The following is a 15,278-nucleotide window of genomic DNA, read 5'->3' as shown; positions in this document are numbered from 1 at the left end:
AGCGCCCAGCCCGGCCCGGTACGGCTCAGCGCAGCGGCAGCTCGAGGGTCTCGCCCCGGGTGATCGGCCGGATGCCGGCGAGCCCGTGCTCGCGGGCCCGGCTCACATACGCCCCCAGCGGCGACTTCATCACCGTGTAGTCCTCATGGTGCACGGGAATGGTGAGCCCGGGCCGGATCAGCTCGGTGGCGGCCACCCCCTGCCGATCGTCCATGGTGAGCAGCATGCCGAGGATCTTCGTGCCGCCCAGGTGGATGATCATGGCGTCGATGTCCCCGCACCGGCGCGGCACCTGCTCGAGGAACGGCCGGCACAGCGTGTCGCCGGTGATGTAGAGCCGCAGCCGGCACCGGCCGTCCTCCTCCAGTTCCACGACCGAGCCCATCACGTCCGGTAGCAGCCGGTCCATGACGCCGGGGCCGTGCCGGCCGGGCACCGCGGTCACCCGCAGCCGCTGGCGCCCGCGCGACCAGTCGTGCGTCTCCCAGGTCGGCAGGCCGTGCACGTCGAGAAACTTGCGCCGGCGCAGACTGCGCCGGGCCTGCGGGGTGGTGATGATCGGCGTCGTCGAAGGCACCTCCGCGGTCGCGACCCGGTCCCAGTGGTCGCCGTGGAAGTGCGACAGCAGCACCGCGTCGAACGGCGGCAGCTGCCCGATCGAGCGGGCCGGATCGACCAGGCGCCGCGTCCACATGCCGTAGCCGAGGTGCACCCGGCTGCCGGCGGGCACGAAGTTCGGGTCGGTCAGCAGGGTGAACTCGCCGAGCTGCAACACGGTGGTCGCGTTGCCGATGAACATCACGCTGGCGCGTGGGTCGTTGCGGGCATCCATGGGCACCTCCGGGCGGCGCATACCCCCACGGAGCGGCTCCATACCGTCGCGGCGGCAGGTTTGGGTCACGTCGGCGGCGGGAACGCCGTGCAGCCGGGATCTTCGCCGAGAAGGGGTGCCACCATGTCCACCGACGCCATCGTCCTGCTCAAGAACGACCACAAAGAGATGCGGCGGCTCTTCAAACAGTTCCAGAACGCCGCCGAGGACGCCACCGAGCGCAAGGGCGCCATCGTCAAGGACATCATCGAGGCGCTCACCGTGCACACCTACCTCGAGAACGAGTGCATGTACCCGGAGGTCCGCCAGCTGCTGCCGGACCTGGAGGACGACGTGCTCGAGTCGTACGAGGAGCACCACGTGGCCGACGTGCTCTGCGCCGAGCTGTACGCGATGAAGCCGGAGGACGAGCGCTTCGACGCCAAGACGACCGTGCTGATCGAGAACGTGACGCACCACGTCGAGGAGGAGGAGCAGGACTGGTTCCCCAAGGTGCGCGAGGGGCTGTCCCGCAAGCAGTTGCAGGAGATCGGCGCCCGGATGATCGAGCTGCGGGAGAAGGCGCCGCGCTCGCCGGCTCAGCCCTCGGCGCTGAAGAAGGCGGTCGACGCGATCACGGACTGAGCGCGGGCAGGCCCAGGGCCGCGGCCACCACGAGCTCGGCGTCCCGGCACGCCTGCGGGAGCCGGTCGGCCGGCACGGGACGGCTCAGCGCGTAGCCCTGGGCGTACTCGCAGGCCATCGCGCGCAGCCGGGGCAGCGCCGCCACGTCCTCCACGCCCTCGGCCACCAGCGCCAGGCCCAGGTTGTGGCCGAGGTCGACCGCGCTGCGCACCATCACCTCGTCCGGGGTGCCGGGGGTGAGGTCGCGGACGAACGTACGGTCGATCTTGAGCTCGTCGGCCGGCACCCGGCGCAGCTGGGCCAGCGAGCTGAAGCCGGTGCCGAAGTCGTCGACGGAGACGGTGACGCCCCGCTGGCGGATCTCGTGCAGCGCGCGGACCGCCCGGTCCGGGTCGGCCATGATGCTGGTCTCGGTCAGTTCCAGGCACAGCAGCTGCGGCGGCAGCCCGGCCCCGGCGAGGGTACGCAGCACGCGGCCCACGAACCCGGCGTCGATCAGGCAGCCCGGCGACACGTTCACCGCCACCCGGTACGCGCGCCCCGCCGCCCGCCAGCGCGCCGCCTGCCGTACCGCCAGCCCCAGCAGGTGGTCGGTCAGCCGCACCTCGAGGCCGCGGCTCTCGGCGACCGGCAGGAACGTGGCTGGCATGAGCAGTCCGCGCCCGGGGTGGGCCCAGCGGACCAGGGCCTCCACCGAGGCCACCGAGCCGTCGCCCAGGCGGACCTGGGGCTGGTAGTACAGCTGCAGCTCGCCGTCCGGGTCGCCGCTGTCGAGCAGGGCCCGCAGGTCGGCGAAGAGCTGCATCCGGTCGGGGGTCTCGGCGTCGCGCGCGGCGTCGTAGACGGCGACGCCGCCGCCGGCGCCCTTGGCCCGGTACATCGCCGCGTCGGCGTGCCGGAACAGCTCGTCGCCGGCGCCGTGCAGCGGGCCCAGCGCGATGCCGAGGCTGCCGCTGATCGCCGCCGGGCCCTCGTCCAGCAGGAAGTCGCGCCGCAGCGAGCCGACCAGCCGCTCGGCCAGCTCGGTGGCCGCCGCGACGCCGGAGACCCGCGGCAGCAGCACGGCGAACTCGTCGCCGCCGAGGCGGGCCACCACGCCGTCGGGGCCGACGCCGGCGGCCAGCCGCCGCCCCGACTCCAGCAGCACCAGGTCGCCGGCGTGGTGACCCATGGTGTCGTTGACGGCCTTGAAGCCGTTGAGGTCGATGACCATCAGGGCCACCTGGTGGCCGCCGGCGGCGACACCGTCGAGCGCGGCCCGCAGCCGCTGGCCGAACAGGGTGCGGTTGGGCAGCCCGGTGAGCGGGTCGTGCAGGGCCAGGTGCCGGCTCTCCGTGGCCTGCTCGACCAGCCGGCGCTGGTAGCTCAGCACCAGCCGCAGGATCATGCCGACCAGGGTCAGGCCCACCCCGAAGCCGACCGAGGTGCCCGCGAGCATCCGTACCTGGGTCCGGCGCAGCGCCGCCACCTGCAGCTGCGCGGCGTCGTGGTAGGCCCGCGCGACCTCGTCCACGTCGTCCTGCAGCGTGTAGAAGGCCGGCGTGACCTCCAGGCGGTCGAGCTGGACGTGCGCGGGGTCGCTGTCGGAGATCAGCGCGAGCAGCCGTTCGGCGAGCGCCTGGTACGCGAGCTGCTCGGCCCGCAGCCGCAGGGCGTCGGCCCGGGCCTGACCGGCGTCCACGGCGACGATCCGCGCCAGGGTGTCGTTCGCCGTGAGCGCCACCTGGGCGAAGCGCTGTTCCACCGCGACGGACGGCTCCACCTGGTAGTGCCGCAGGTTCACCTCCTGCATCGCGATCGCGATCCGGGCCTCGGCGAACAGCGAGTCGACGATCAGCGCGTGGCTCTGCTGCTCGGTGGCCCGGGTGGTGTGCACGGTGCCCTGGATGACGTACCCGGCCAGTGCCAGCAGCACCCCCGTCAGGGCAGCCGTCAGCACGACACTGCGGCTCCGGATGCGCCTGATCACGCCGGCTCTATTCGGCACCGGGCCGCCGCGGTGAAGGCGAACAGGCTCAGGTGTCCCCGGCCGGGACCGATGAGACCCATGAGCCGAAGGACGGGGTGTGATCGCATGCGCAGCGGACCGCTGCTCTCTGCTGTGGCCGTGGTCGTCGTGTCCGTCGCCGTGGCCGGCTGCGGCCCGGCCGCGGACACCTCCGCGGCCGCGCCCTCGGCGTCGCCGGCGACGATCCGCCTGGGCACCCTGGTGCCGCTGACCGGGCGCAGCTCCCCCTCCGGCGAGGCCATGGTGAACGGCGCCCGGCTGGCGGTCAGCGAGGCCAACGCGGCCGGTGGCGTGCTGGGCCGGCAGGTCGAGCTGATCGTCGAGGACGACGCCTGCGACCCGGGCACCGCGGTGACGGCCGCCCGCACGCTGGTCGGCCAGGACATCGTGGCCTCGGTCGGCGGCTACTGCAGCAGCGCCACCGTGCCCACGCTCAAGATCTTCCGGTCGGCCGGCGTGCCGATGATCGTGGCGCAGTCCAACTCCACCGACCTGCTCGCGCCCCGGTACGACAGCGTCTTCCTGATCTGCGGCACGGTCACCGCCGAGGCCGACTTCGCGGTCGGCTGGATGAGACGGCTCGGCGGGCGCCGGCTGGCCGTGGTGCACGACGGCACCAGCTTCCCGATCACCCTGGCCCAGTCGACCGTCGCCGCGGCCCGGCGTGCCGGCGCCCCGGCGCTGACCGGCGAGTTCGCGCTGAGCCAGGGCGCGCCGGACTACGCGCGGATCGCCGCCTCGGTGCTGGCCGGCCGGGCCGACACCGTCTACTACACCGGCTACTACGCCGAGGCCAACCAGCTCATCAAGGACCTGCGCGACCAGGGCTTCACCGGCCGGATCGTCGTGGGTGACGGCGCCACCGACGGCCCGCTGCTGGAGAACCTCACCGCGGCGCAGTCGCGCGAGGTGTACGGCACCGCGCTGATCTTCCCCGAGTTCCTGCCCGGCCTGGCCGACTGGTCGCGGCGCTACCGGGCGGCGTTCGGCGCGGCCCCCGGGCCGTCGACCGTCGAGGCGTACGACGCGGTGAACGTCGCGCTCGACGCCGTCGCGCGGGCCGGCAGCGTGGACCACGCGGCCGTCCGCGCCGCCATCGCCACCACCGACCTGCCGGCGATGTCCGGGCCGCTGAGCTTCCGGGCCGACGGCACCCGCACCACCCCGAAGTTCCTGCTGCTGCGCGCGGAGAACGGTCGGTTCCGGTTGCAGCCGGGGGCCGGCTGACCCGACCGCGGCGCCGTCAGGGCCGGCGGTAGATGGTGATCGAGTGGCCCACCTCGTCCACCGGCTCGCCGCTGCTGCGGAGCAGCGCCTTCAGCCGGGCGCCGGCCTTGGCCGCCGCGCTGTCGGAGACCACCAGCAGGCCGTGCACGTCCGCGGCGGGCACCTGGAGCGGGTTCGCGGCGGTGATGCCGTACGCGGCCGGCACGCCGGCGCCCTTGTAGACCAGCCAGACCCGCTCGCCGGGGTAGCGCTCGCGCAGCCGGTCGGCGAGCCGGCCGAGGTCCTGGCCCCAGTCGACGTTCGAGTCGTGCAGCCGCAGGTGGGTCCGGTCCGGACCGCCGAACGCCTCGTTGGAGTACGGCAGGTAGTACGGGAACGTGCGCAGCGAGCTGACCGCCACGAACAGCGCCAGCACCGCGGCCGTGACGTGCGCCCAGCGCCACCGCAGCGCGAGCACGGCCGCCGCCGCCACGGCCAGGAACATCGGCATGAACACCGCGTACCGGCTGCCGAAGTCGCGGGCGCCGGTCATCGCCACGACGAACAGCACGGCCGGCGGGACGAGGACGTACAGCGCCGCGATCCGCAGCCGGGGCACGGCCAACAGGGCCAGCGCGCCGCCCAGCCACAGGGCCAGCATGCCCAGCGGCGTCTTCACCAGCATGGCCGCGGGCAGGTAGTACCAGAGCTCGCCGCGGTAGGTCCGGCCGAAGAGGTACCCGGTGTAGGTGCGGTCCTCGAAGGCGAACTGGATGCGCATCCCGTCGCGGTACGGCTCCGGGAACGGCATCAGGTCCACGGCCAGCCCGCGCAGCCCCTCGATCACCGGCATCCCGGTCGGCTCCAGGAACCGCAGCGTGGGGTCGACGGCGAGGTAGACCACCCACACCACGGCGACCGCGATCACGCCCAGCCCGGCCGCGGCCAGCACCCCGCGCAGCCGCCGGCCGGCCAGAAAAGCGAACAGCATCAGCACCGGCACCGCCGGCAGCACGCTCATCCGGGTGGCCAGCGCCGCGCCCAGCGCCACCCCGGCCAGCGGCAGGTACGGCAGCAGCCGGCCCCGGGCCCGCCAGAGCAGCCAGGTGGCGGTCAGCAGGAAGCCGGCCGCCGGCACGTCCAGGGTGGCCAGCGAGCCGTGCGCGATCAGGTCCGGCGAGAACGCGTACAGGGCCAGCGCCAGCAGGCCGCCGCGCGGGCCGGCCAGGTCGCGGGCGAACAGGAACACGACCAGCCCGAACAGCACCGTCAGGACGATCATCGGCAGCCGGGCGGCCAGCAGCAGGTCGTCCGGGTCGTTGCCGGCCTCGTAGAGCACGTGCCGGCCCAGCGCCGTCTGGTTGCCCCGGAACGCCGGGTCCAGCCGCGGGTGGGCGAAAACCAGCCCGGCCGCCATGATCAGCTTGCCGAGCGGGGGGTGCTCCGGGTTGTAGCGCAGGCTGTGCTGCTGCACGTAGGTGACGGCGGCGCCGACGTACACCGGCTCGTCGATGGTCGGGGTCTGCTGCACCGCGGTGACCACCATCGCCGCCGCCATCTGGCCGAGCAGCACCGCGACCAGCAGCGCGACCAGCCAGCGCCGGCGGGACCGGGGTCGGGCCGGGGCGGCGGTCGTCGGCTCGTCGAGGTCCACGCTCACCCCGAGAACCTATCCGGGCCCGGCGGGCGCCGCCCATCGCCGCCGCCGGCGACTACGCTGGTACGGCATGTGCCGAAACATTCGCCAGCTGCACAACTTCGAGCCACCGGCCACGCCCGACGAGGTCGAGGCGGCCGCCCTGCAGTACGTGCGCAAGGTCGCCGGGACGACCAACCCGTCGCAGCGTAACCAGGCCGCCTTCGACCGGGCCGTCGCGGCCGTCGCGGCGGCGACCCGCGAGCTGCTGGCCGAGCTGGTCACCGCCGCGCCGCCGAAGGACCGCGAGGTCGAGGCGGCCAAGGCGCGCGAACGGGCGGCCAAGCGGTACGCCTCCTGAGCCGGCCGGCCCGGCTCACGAGCGCCGCAGCGACGCCCCGGTGAGGGTGAGGTACCAGGGCGAGGCGGTGAAGTCCGCCTCGGTCTCCTCGCCGATGTACACGTCGACGTGCCGGCTGCCGCCGAGGCCGGGGGTGAACTCGTCGGTCACGGTCCAGCGCCCGCGGCGCAGGGCGGCGCAGACCTCGGCGGGCGGCGTGGCGCCGTCGTCGAGGCGTCCGCAGCCGGCGATCCGGAAGGCCGTGCCGCGCGGCAGCACGCCGGGGTCGGCGGCGGCCGAGACGAACGCGCGCAGCGGGCCGCCGGCCGTGTCCCGGGCCGCGGTGTCCAGCCAGTAGCCGACGTCGTACGACCAGTTGAGGTACGTGCCGGCGGCCGTGCGCCCGGTCCCCTCGTCCCGGACCGCCGCGACGAAGTCGGCCGGGTACTCCCCCAGGTCCGCGTCGCCGTGCGCGCAGTCGAGCCCGCGGCAGCCGGTGACGGTCTCGGGCTCGCCGTCGTGCAGGGTCTCCACCGCCGTGTAGTAGACGGTGATCTCCCAGCCGCCGCTGACGGCGGCGGTCGTGGCCCGGGCCGGGCCGCTCGGGGCCGCGGCGCTCGGGAACGTGGCGCTCGGGGCCGGGCGCGAGGACGCGGCGCCGGGCGGGGCCCACGTTCCGAACGACGGGCGGGGCAGCACGGCGGGCGGCGCCGGCCTGGTCCCGCCCCCGCAGCCGGCCAGCCCGGATCCGGTCAGCAGGCCCACCGCCAGCAGCACCGCGCAGACCCGCACCCGCTCAGCATGGCAGCGTCCCGCCGGCCGGGACCGTTAATTAAGAGTTGCCTTATATAAGTGGTGACTGCAACAATGGCGCCGTGCACGCGTTCGACGTCCTCGGCGACCCGGTCCGGCGCCGCATCCTGGAGCTGCTGGCCGACGGCGAGCAGGCCTCCGGCGCGGTCACCGAGGTCATCAGGGCCGAGTTCGGCATCTCCCAGCCGGCCGTGTCGCAGCATCTCAAGGTGCTGCGCGACAACGGGTTCGCCACCGTGCGCCCGGACGGCGCCCGCCGGCTCTACGCGGTGGACGACACCGCGCTGCGCGAGGCCGACGCCTGGCTGAGCCGGTTCCGCCGGTTCTGGACGCCGCACCTGGACGCGCTGGGCACCGAGGTGGCCCGGGGCAGGAGACAGCGGCGGCTGGCCGCCCGCGACGACGATGGGAGCACCGGATGAGGGACGCCAAAGAGCAGATCAGCGCCGTACGGCGGCAGATCGGCGGCCGCACGCTGGCGGCCGGCGAGGCACGGGTCCTGACCATCAGCCAGGTCTACGACACCGACCTCGACGACCTGTGGGACGCGGTGACCAGCCCCGAGCGGATCCCCCGCTGGTTCCTGCCGGTCTCCGGCGACCTGCGCGAGGGCGGCACGTACCAGTTCGAGGGCAACGCCGGCGGCACCGTCTCCCGCTGCGACAAGCCGCACGGCTTCGCCGCCACGTGGGAGTTCGGCGGCCAGGTGAGCTGGATCGAGGTGCGGCTCAGCGCCGAGGGCGACGGCCGGGCCCGGTTCGAGCTCGAGCACGTCGCCCACGTCGCCGACGAGTTCTGGGACCAGTACGGCCCCGGGGCGACCGGGGTCGGCTGGGACGGCGGCCTGCTCGGCCTGGCCATGCACCTGACCGACCCGGCCTTCCGGGCCGACCCCGAGGCCGTGGCGGCCTGGGCGGCCTCCGAGGACGGCAAGCTGTTCTACCGGCTGAGCAGCGACAGCTGGGCGGAGGCGGCGATCGCCGACGGCGCCGACCCGGCCGTCGCCCGGGCCCGGGCCGACCGCACGTACGCCTTCTACACCGGGGGCTGACGGCCGTTCACCCCGCCGCGCCCGGAGCACCGGTCGCGGCGGGGACCGGCACGCCGGTCAGCTCTCCGCGGTCCCCCGGCCCGGCCGGCGGTACGCGAGCAGCCCGACGACCAGCGCGGCCAGCCCCAGGGCGATGCCCACGCCGCCGAGCCAGGCGCCCGCGCCGTCCCCCTCGTCGTCCTCGGCGGTCGCCGTGACACCCGGCCCGGCGGCGGCGACCGGGGCGTCGGTCGCGCCGGCCGGGGTGAGCTTGAGGACGGGCGCGGGCTTCTCCGGCTCGGTGCCGTCGGCGGCGGGCTCGTCGATCCACCGCACCACCGTGCCGTCGGAGTACGTCTGCAGCGCCTTGAACACCACCTGCGGCACCTGCGGCAGCGGGCCCAGCGAGACGTCGAACTCCTGGAACTGGCCCGGCTTGATCGCCGCGTCGCCGCTGGCGGTCCAGGTGATCTTCGAGACCGCCTCGGTGAGCTGGGCGCCGTGCGCCTCGATCGGCTTGGCCAGCTTGGACTTCACCGGCGCCATGGTCCAGCCGGCCACCGGCTTGAGCGACACCGAGGCGAACGGCGCGTCGGCCGGCAGGTTGACCTCCACCTTGGTGGTGCTCGCGGTGTCGCTCTCGTTCGGCACGCGGAACGTGACCTTGGCGTACCCGCCCTGCACCGCGGTGTTCGGGTTCACCGTGACGTGCGCGGCCGCCGGCGCCGCGAGGGCGAGGGTGCACGCGGCGGCCAGCCCGGCCACCGCGGCCGAACGCTTCAACAGGGACATCGCAGACCTTCCGTCGAAACCCGGCCGGGGCGCCGGGCACGGTCATTGGTCGGCGGCCGTCCCGGGAAAGTTCCCGCCAAGATCGCCGGGCCGGGCGGTGTCCTCACACCCCCGGCAGCCGCACGTCCACCCGCAGGCCCGGGGGCGGCGAGGTGCCGCGCAGGGCCACCGTGCCGCGGTGCCGGCGGACCAGCTCCCGCACGATGGCCAGGCCCAGCCCCGAGCCGCCCGCGTCGCGGGCCCGGGCGTCGTCGAGCCGGGTGAAGCGGTCGAACACCCGCTCCCGGTCCGCCGCCGGGATGCCCGGCCCGTCGTCGCAGACCGAGATCATCCGGTACGCGCCGTCGGCCACCACCGAGAGCCGCACCGACGACGTGGCATGCCGCACCGCGTTGTCCAGCAGGTTCGCGACCACCCGGCCGATCGCGTCGCGGTCGCCCTCGGTCCGCAGCGCCACCGCCGGCCGCTCGTACTCCACCGCCGGGTAGCGGGCCGCCACCTCGTCGAGCAGCTGGCCCAGCTCGATCGGCTCGACCCGGCTCACCGCGCGGGTGCTGCCGTCGTCGGCCCGGGCCAGCAGCAGCAGGTCGTCGACCAGCCGGCTGAGCCGTTCCACGTCGGTGAGCAGGTCGTCGGCCAGGGCCGGCCAGTCCGTGGTGTCCGGCAGCCGCTGGGCCACCTCCAGCTCGGTGCGCATGTTGGTCAGCGGGCTGCGCAGCTCGTGCGCGGCGTCCGCGACGAAGGCCCGCTGGCGGCCCCGGGCCGTGTCCAGGCGGTGCAGCATGCCGTTCAGCGTCACCGCGAGCCGGTGGATCTCGTCGTGCGAGTCCGGCACCGGCAGCCGGTCGGACCGGGCGCCGCCGGTGATCTCCTCGGCCCCGGCCCGCAACGCCTCGACCGGGCGCAGGGTCGCGCCCACCACCCGCCAGGCCACCAGGGCGAGCAGCGCCACCAGCGGCGGGAACGTGATCAGCAGCGTGGTGCGCAGCAGGTGCAGGCCCTGGGTGAGGTCGGCGGTGGGGCGGGCGACCAGCACCCGGACCGGGTCGGCGGCCGGCCCGGCGGCCACGCCGACCACCCGGACCCGCCCCTCGAAGCCGATCCGGTCGCCGGGGATGAACTGGCCCTGCCGGTCGCCGAGGGCGGCCAGCTCGTCGGGGTAGAGGATCGGCACGAGCCGGTCGGCGCCGGCGGAGACCGCGCGGACCCGGTCGCGGGCATCGACCACCTGGACCCGTACGGTCGGCGCGGCCGGCAGCGGATCGCTCAGCGTGCCCGCGTCGACCAGCTTGGCGATCTCGTCGGCGATCAGCAGCGCCTCGTTGTTCGCGGTCCGCAGCAGCGCGAAGTTCATCGTCGCCACCAGCACCACACCACCGCCGGCCAGCCCGACGAAGAGCACCACGACCGACACCAGCAGCAACCGCGCGCGCAGGCTCAGCCGGCGCAACCAGCTCATGCTCAGGACCCGCCGGTGGCGGCCAGCCGGTAGCCGGCGCCGCGGACCGTCTCCAGCCGCTCCCGGCCGATCTTGCGACGCAGGTAGCCGACGTAGACCTCGACGGCGTTGGCCGCGGTGTCCAGGGCCGCGTCCCAGACGTGGTCGAGCAGCTCGGTCTTGGAGACCACCTCGCCCGGGCGGCGCAGCAGGTACTCAAGCAGCGCGAACTCGCGGGCGGTCAGCATCACCTCGGCGCCGGCCACGCTGACCTTGCGCTGCGCCGGGTCCAGCTCCAGGTCGCCGTGGCGCAGCACCGCCGGGCGCTCCGGGCTGCCCCGGCGCAGCAGCGCGCGCAACCGGGCCAGCAGCACCACGTACGAGAAGGGCTTGGTCAGATAGTCGTCGGCGCCGCAGTCCAGCCCGTCGGCCTGGTCGTACTCGCCGTCCTTGGCCGAGAGCATCAGCACCGGCAGCCACTTCTGCTCGGCCCGCAGCTGGCGCACCACCCGGTAGCCGGACAGCCGCGGCAGCATGACGTCGAGGATCATCGCGTCGTAGTCGCCGTGGCGGGCCAGCTCCAGCCCGTCCTGACCGTCGCCGGTCACGTCCACGGCGAACCCCTCGGCCTGCAGGCCCCGTTGCAGGGCGGCCGCCAGCCGCGCCTCATCCTCCACCACCAGCAACCGCACTCCACTACCTTAGGCATGGGTGGGCGAACCCCTAGGGGATGTTCTCAGCGGCGTCACAGCCGGTGCGGCGCAGGATGGTCGCAGACAACGGGAGGTGCTCATCGTGAGTGTGTTCAGGTCAAGGCCCGCGCTGCGCTGGTTGGTTCCGGCGGCGGCGGCGGTCGTCGTCATCGGCGGCGGCGCGGCAGCGGGCACGATCGTCGCCAGCGCGGACCCGTCGCTGCCCGAGCGCAGCGCGGCCCAGCTGCTGGTCGACGTGCAGAACGCCAAGGTGGACGGGTTCTCCGGCACGGTCGTGCAGACGGCCGACCTGGGGCTGCCGGCCCTGCCCGGCGTCACGAGCGGCGCCGGCGGCGCCGAGCTCATGAAGCTCGTCGCGGGCAGCAACACCGCGCGGGTCTGGTACGCCGGTGAGGACAAGGCCCGCGTGGCGCTGATGGGCACGCTGGGCGAGACCGACGTGATCCGCAACGGCTCCGACGTGTGGCTGTGGCGCAGCACCGACAGCTCGGCCACGCACGTCAAGCTGCCGGCCGACAAGAACGGCGCCGACCGCACGCCGTCGGCGTTGCCGTCGGGTCTGCCGTCGACGCCGCAGGAGGCCGCCGACGCCGCGCTCGCCGCGATCGACCCGACCACGGCGGTCACCACGACCGGCGCGGCCAAGGTCGCCGGGCGCGACGCGTACGAGCTGGTGCTCTCGCCGCGCGACACCGCCTCGCTGGTCGGCCAGGTGCGCCTGGCCATCGACGCCGAGCAGCACGTCCCGCTGGGCGTGGACGTGTACGCCAAGGGCGCCAACGACCCGGCCGTCCGGGTGGCGTTCCAGCAGATCAGCTTCACGGTGCCGGACGCCGAGCAGTTCACCTTCAACCCGCCGCCGGGCACCAAGGTGACCGAGCCCAGCGCCGGCGACATCGCCAAGGAGCGCGAGAAGGCGATCACCCCGGAGGCGCGCAAGGCCCAGCAGCAGGCCACCGAGGGCACCAAGGTCGTCGGCCAGGGCTGGACGTCGGTGCTGGTGGCCAAGCTGCCCGCCGGTGACGACGCCAAGACCGGCCCGGCCGGCGAGGCCGCCGGGCAGCTCGACGCGATCGTCGGGAGCCTGCCCAAGACCAGCGGCGCCTGGGGCAGCGGCCACCTGCTGACCAGCGCCCTGTTCAGCGCGCTGATCACCGACGACGGCCGGGTCCTGGTCGGCGCGGTGGCCCCGGAGAAGCTCTATGAGGCAGCCGGCAAGTGAGTGACCTCGCGGTCGCCACTCACGGGCTGACCAAGCGGTTCGGCAGCCAGGTCGCGGTGGACACCGTCGACCTGGCTGTCCCGCGCGGGTCGGTCTACGGCTTCCTCGGGCCGAACGGCTCGGGCAAGACCACCACGATCCGGATGCTGCTCGGGCTGATCGGCGCCACCGCCGGGCAGCACGAGCTGCTCGGGGCGGCGCTGCCCGAGCACGCCGCCGACGTGCTCCCCCGCGTCGGCGCGCTGGTCGAGGGCCCGGGCTTCCACCCGTACCTGTCGGGGCGCGACAACCTGCGGCGGATCGACGCGGCCGACCGTACCGCCGGCGCCCGGACCTCCGACGCCCGGATCGCCGCCGCCCTGGACCGGGTGGGGCTGGGCGCGGCGGCCGGCAAGCGGTACCGCACCTACTCGCTCGGCATGAAGCAGCGGCTGGCCATCGCGGCGGCCCTGCTCATGCCCCGCGAGCTGCTCATCCTGGACGAGCCGACCAACGGGCTGGACCCGCAGGGCACCCGCGAGGTGCGCACGCTGGTCGGCACGCTCGCCGCGGAGGGCGCGACGGTGCTGCTCAGCACCCACCTGCTGGCCGAGGTGGAGCAGGTCTGCACCCACGTCGGCGTCATGCACCGCGGCAAGCTGGTCGCCCAGCAGCCGCTGGCCGGCCTGCGCTCGGACGCGGCGCCGCGGGTCCGGGTGCTGACCGACCAGCCGGCGCAGGCCGCCCGGGTGCTGCGCACCCTGGGCCTGACCGAGGTCGCCGAGACGGCGGCGGAGACCACCGGGCAGCTCGGTGCGGTCGCGCCGGAGAAGGTGGTGGCCGCGCTGGTGCACGACGGTGTCGCGGTACGCGGCTTCGCGGTCGTGGCCCCCAGCCTCGAGGACGTGTTCGTCTCCCTGACCGGAAGAGGCTTCGATGTCAGCGGTTGAGGTGGCCGGTGTACCCGCGGCCCCGGTACGCCGGGTCTCCACCCGGTTCCTGCGCTCGGAGCTGCGCCTGATCGCCGTCCGCCGGCGCAACCAGGTGGGTCTGGCCGCGCTGGCCGCCGTGCCGGTCGTGCTGGCCGTGGCGATGAAGGTGGCCGCGCCGGACACCTCGGACCGCCCCGGCGGCGGCCCGGACTTCTTCGCCCAGATCACCGGCAACGGCTTCTTCGTGGCGCTGGCCGCGCTCGGCGTCGAGCTGGGCCTGTTCCTGCCGATCGCGATCGCGATGCTGGCCGGCGACGCGGTGGCCGGCGAGGCGAACCAGGGCACGCTGCGCTACCTGCTGACGGTGCCGGTGGGCCGTACCCGCCTGCTGGCCGTCAAGTACGCCGGCATCGTCGCCGGCGCGTTCCTGGCCCCGCTGGTGGTCGCGGTCTCCGGGCTGGTGATCGGGCTGATCCTGTTCGGCGGCGGGGACGTCACGCTGCTCTCGGGCAGTCAGGTGGGCTTCGGCGAGGCGCTGCTGCGGCTGCTCGGCGTGTGCCTGTACCTCGGCGTCTGCCTGTCGGCGCTGGGCGCGGTCGGGCTGTTCCTGTCCACGCTGACCGAACAGCCGATGGGCGCCACGATCGCGCTGACCATGCTGACGGTGGCGAGCTTCGTGCTCCAGCAGATCCCACAGCTCGACTGGCTGCACCCGTACCTGCTGACCCGGCACTGGCAGGACTTCGGCGAGCTGCTGCGCGACCCGGTGTCCTTCGGCGCGCTGACGCCCGGGCTGCTGTCCGCCGGCGCCTACGTCCTGGTGTTCGCGACGGCGGCGTGGGCCAGGTTCGCCGGGCGCGACGTCACGAGCTGACGCGGGCGCGCCGGGTGCGGGCCGGTATCCGCCCGCTCGGGGCCGGCCGGGGCTCGCCGCCGGTCGCGTCCGCCTCCTCGCGGGCCACCACGACCGCGCGGCCGTACCGGTCGCTCAGCGCGGCGGCGACCGCGGCCGGGACCTCGCCGTCGACCCGCACCTCGCCGGCCACCGGATCGACCCGCACGGTGAAGCCGCAGGCGCCCAGCAGCTCGGCGCTCACCCCGGCCCGGACCCGTTCCAGCTCGGCGAAGGTCGTCCGGCCGGTGACGACCCGGTGCCTGCGCCCGGCCAGCGCCGGGCGGATCGCGGAGACGGCCACGGCCGGGTCGACCCCGGCGGCCACGGCGACGACCAGGGTGCCGTCCGGGTCGGCGCCGAGCCCGACGAAGCGGCGCCGGTCGGCGGCGATCCTGGCCCCGAGGTCGGCGCCCGGCCGCCCGGCCACCGACACCTGGACCGTGCTGCCGCGCCCGACGACCGCGCCGGGCCGGGGGTGGACCGCCACCACGGTCCCGGGCGCCTGCCGGGCCCGCGGCCGGTAGCTCAGGACGGCCACCAGACCGGCCGCGCCGGCCAGCTGATCGACCAGCGCGACGTTCCGGCCGATCAGGTCCGGGACCGCGGTCCCGGCCGGGCCGTCCCCGGCGTCCACCGGGCCGGACCGCGGCCGCGGGACGCGGCGGGCGCAGGCCACGAGCAGGAGCACGGGAGTCAGCAGCAGGGTGACGCCGAACGGGACGAACGACGGGCGGGCGCGGCGCACGGACATGGCGGACCTCCGGGATCGCACGGGGCAGTCTGCGCTTGGACGCCGGCCCGTGCGGGCCGCGTTCCGC

General features: G+C 74.8%; 16 protein-coding genes. 8 read left to right on the top strand and 8 right to left on the bottom strand.

Annotated elements, in window-relative coordinates:
- Positions 1 to 25 precede the first annotated feature (25 nt).
- Positions 26 to 832 (bottom strand): MBL fold metallo-hydrolase, encoded by an 807-nt coding sequence (locus tag Ani05nite_RS24970; RefSeq protein WP_203772027.1) that lies wholly within the window; start codon positions 830 to 832, stop codon positions 26 to 28.
- A 123-nt stretch (positions 833 to 955) separates the two neighbouring features.
- Here Ani05nite_RS24970 and Ani05nite_RS24965 point away from each other — a divergent pair, with 123 nt between their 5' ends.
- Positions 956 to 1,456, top strand: coding sequence for a hemerythrin domain-containing protein (locus Ani05nite_RS24965; RefSeq protein WP_203772025.1), 501 nt, complete (start codon positions 956 to 958; stop codon positions 1,454 to 1,456).
- On the opposite strand, the gene Ani05nite_RS24960 is transcribed toward Ani05nite_RS24965, so the two are convergent.
- Positions 1,446 to 3,425, bottom strand: a complete 1,980-nt coding sequence (locus Ani05nite_RS24960; protein ID WP_203772023.1) for a putative bifunctional diguanylate cyclase/phosphodiesterase — start codon at positions 3,423 to 3,425, stop codon at positions 1,446 to 1,448. The genes Ani05nite_RS24965 and Ani05nite_RS24960 overlap by 11 nt on opposite strands.
- A 105-nt stretch (positions 3,426 to 3,530) precedes the next feature.
- Here Ani05nite_RS24960 and Ani05nite_RS24955 point away from each other — a divergent pair, with 105 nt between their 5' ends.
- Positions 3,531 to 4,691 carry a branched-chain amino acid ABC transporter substrate-binding protein gene (locus tag Ani05nite_RS24955; protein ID WP_203772021.1) on the top strand — a complete coding sequence of 387 codons (1,161 nt, stop codon included), beginning with the start codon at positions 3,531 to 3,533 and terminating at the stop codon, positions 4,689 to 4,691.
- Between the two features lie 16 nt (positions 4,692 to 4,707).
- On the opposite strand, the gene Ani05nite_RS24950 is transcribed toward Ani05nite_RS24955, so the two are convergent.
- Positions 4,708 to 6,330: a glycosyltransferase family 39 protein gene (locus Ani05nite_RS24950; RefSeq protein ID WP_239130590.1), complete on the bottom strand. Its 1,623-nt coding sequence runs from the start codon at positions 6,328 to 6,330 to the stop codon at positions 4,708 to 4,710.
- Positions 6,331 to 6,397: 67 nt separating this feature from the next.
- Here Ani05nite_RS24950 and Ani05nite_RS24945 point away from each other — a divergent pair, with 67 nt between their 5' ends.
- A complete protein-coding gene (locus Ani05nite_RS24945; RefSeq protein WP_203772019.1) occupies positions 6,398 to 6,667 on the top strand; it encodes a DUF2277 domain-containing protein in 270 nt (89 codons plus the stop codon).
- A gap of 15 nt (positions 6,668 to 6,682) precedes the next feature.
- Here Ani05nite_RS24945 and Ani05nite_RS24940 read toward each other — a convergent pair whose 3' ends face one another.
- Positions 6,683 to 7,438, bottom strand: a complete 756-nt coding sequence (locus tag Ani05nite_RS24940) for an RlpA-like double-psi beta-barrel domain-containing protein (protein ID WP_203772017.1) — start codon at positions 7,436 to 7,438, stop codon at positions 6,683 to 6,685.
- Positions 7,439 to 7,521: 83 nt separating this feature from the next.
- On the opposite strand from Ani05nite_RS24940, the gene Ani05nite_RS24935 reads away from it, so the two are divergent.
- Both Ani05nite_RS24935 and Ani05nite_RS24930 read left to right on the top strand, forming a co-directional pair.
- The gene (locus tag Ani05nite_RS24935; protein WP_203772015.1) at positions 7,522 to 7,881 is read left to right on the top strand and encodes an ArsR/SmtB family transcription factor; all 360 of its coding nucleotides are present in this window, start codon (positions 7,522 to 7,524) and stop codon (positions 7,879 to 7,881) included.
- The gene (locus Ani05nite_RS24930; RefSeq protein ID WP_203772013.1) at positions 7,878 to 8,510 is read left to right on the top strand and encodes an SRPBCC family protein; all 633 of its coding nucleotides are present in this window, start codon (positions 7,878 to 7,880) and stop codon (positions 8,508 to 8,510) included. Before Ani05nite_RS24935 ends, Ani05nite_RS24930 begins: the two co-directional genes overlap by 4 nt.
- 57 nt (positions 8,511 to 8,567) lie before the next feature.
- Here the strand turns inward: Ani05nite_RS24930 and Ani05nite_RS24925 are convergent, their stop codons facing one another.
- The 3 genes from Ani05nite_RS24925 to Ani05nite_RS24915 all read right to left on the bottom strand — a co-directional run bounded on the left by Ani05nite_RS24925 (position 8,568) and on the right by Ani05nite_RS24915 (position 11,411).
- The gene (locus Ani05nite_RS24925) at positions 8,568 to 9,281 is read right to left on the bottom strand and encodes a YcnI family protein (protein ID WP_203772011.1); all 714 of its coding nucleotides are present in this window, start codon (positions 9,279 to 9,281) and stop codon (positions 8,568 to 8,570) included.
- A gap of 103 nt (positions 9,282 to 9,384) precedes the next feature.
- On the bottom strand, positions 9,385 to 10,740 hold the full coding sequence (locus tag Ani05nite_RS24920; protein WP_203772009.1) for a sensor histidine kinase: 1,356 nt from the start codon (positions 10,738 to 10,740) through the stop codon (positions 9,385 to 9,387).
- A 2-nt stretch (positions 10,741 to 10,742) separates the two neighbouring features.
- On the bottom strand, positions 10,743 to 11,411 hold the full coding sequence (locus tag Ani05nite_RS24915; protein ID WP_203772007.1) for a response regulator transcription factor: 669 nt from the start codon (positions 11,409 to 11,411) through the stop codon (positions 10,743 to 10,745).
- A gap of 103 nt (positions 11,412 to 11,514) precedes the next feature.
- Between Ani05nite_RS24915 and Ani05nite_RS24910 the strand changes: the two genes are divergently transcribed.
- The 3 genes from Ani05nite_RS24910 to Ani05nite_RS24900 are packed head-to-tail and all read left to right on the top strand — an operon-like array spanning position 11,515 to position 14,439.
- Positions 11,515 to 12,654, top strand: coding sequence for a LolA family protein (locus tag Ani05nite_RS24910; RefSeq protein WP_203772005.1), 1,140 nt, complete (start codon positions 11,515 to 11,517; stop codon positions 12,652 to 12,654).
- Positions 12,651 to 13,583 (top strand): ABC transporter ATP-binding protein, encoded by a 933-nt coding sequence (locus tag Ani05nite_RS24905; protein WP_203772003.1) that lies wholly within the window; start codon positions 12,651 to 12,653, stop codon positions 13,581 to 13,583. The genes Ani05nite_RS24910 and Ani05nite_RS24905 overlap by 4 nt, the downstream gene beginning before the upstream one ends.
- Entirely contained in the window at positions 13,570 to 14,439 is an 870-nt protein-coding gene (locus Ani05nite_RS24900) for an ABC transporter permease (protein ID WP_203772002.1), read from the top strand. The genes Ani05nite_RS24905 and Ani05nite_RS24900 overlap by 14 nt, the downstream gene beginning before the upstream one ends.
- Here the strand turns inward: Ani05nite_RS24900 and Ani05nite_RS24895 are convergent.
- Positions 14,429 to 15,211, bottom strand: a complete 783-nt coding sequence (locus Ani05nite_RS24895) for a PASTA domain-containing protein (RefSeq protein WP_203772000.1) — start codon at positions 15,209 to 15,211, stop codon at positions 14,429 to 14,431. The two genes, Ani05nite_RS24900 and Ani05nite_RS24895, sit on opposite strands and share 11 nt — an antisense overlap.
- Positions 15,212 to 15,278: the final 67 nt, after the last annotated feature.

The organism is Actinoplanes nipponensis, assembly GCF_016862275.1.
In the GTDB taxonomy this organism is placed as follows: Bacteria; Actinomycetota; Actinomycetes; order Mycobacteriales; family Micromonosporaceae; genus Actinoplanes; species Actinoplanes nipponensis.
The sequence above is the reverse complement of the archived record's forward strand: the minus strand, read 5'-3'. Positions and strand labels throughout refer to the sequence as shown.

What these genes read in the sequence shown, in the direction of transcription:
- Ani05nite_RS24930 (WP_203772013.1), top strand. Translation starts at nt 7,878, where the DNA reads ATGAGGGACGCCAAAGAGCAGATCAGCGCCGTACGGCGGCAGATCGGC.
- Ani05nite_RS24965 (WP_203772025.1), top strand. Translation starts at nt 956, where the DNA reads ATGTCCACCGACGCCATCGTCCTGCTCAAGAACGACCACAAAGAGATG.
- Ani05nite_RS24925 (WP_203772011.1), bottom strand. Translation starts at nt 9,281, where the DNA reads ATGTCCCTGTTGAAGCGTTCGGCCGCGGTGGCCGGGCTGGCCGCCGCG.
- Ani05nite_RS24895 (WP_203772000.1), bottom strand. Translation starts at nt 15,211, where the DNA reads ATGTCCGTGCGCCGCGCCCGCCCGTCGTTCGTCCCGTTCGGCGTCACC.
- Ani05nite_RS24970 (WP_203772027.1), bottom strand. Translation starts at nt 832, where the DNA reads ATGGATGCCCGCAACGACCCACGCGCCAGCGTGATGTTCATCGGCAAC.
- Ani05nite_RS24945 (WP_203772019.1), top strand. Translation starts at nt 6,398, where the DNA reads ATGTGCCGAAACATTCGCCAGCTGCACAACTTCGAGCCACCGGCCACG.
- Ani05nite_RS24955 (WP_203772021.1), top strand. Translation starts at nt 3,531, where the DNA reads ATGCGCAGCGGACCGCTGCTCTCTGCTGTGGCCGTGGTCGTCGTGTCC.
- Ani05nite_RS24900 (WP_203772002.1), top strand. Translation starts at nt 13,570, where the DNA reads ATGTCAGCGGTTGAGGTGGCCGGTGTACCCGCGGCCCCGGTACGCCGG.
- Ani05nite_RS24920 (WP_203772009.1), bottom strand. Translation starts at nt 10,740, where the DNA reads ATGAGCTGGTTGCGCCGGCTGAGCCTGCGCGCGCGGTTGCTGCTGGTG.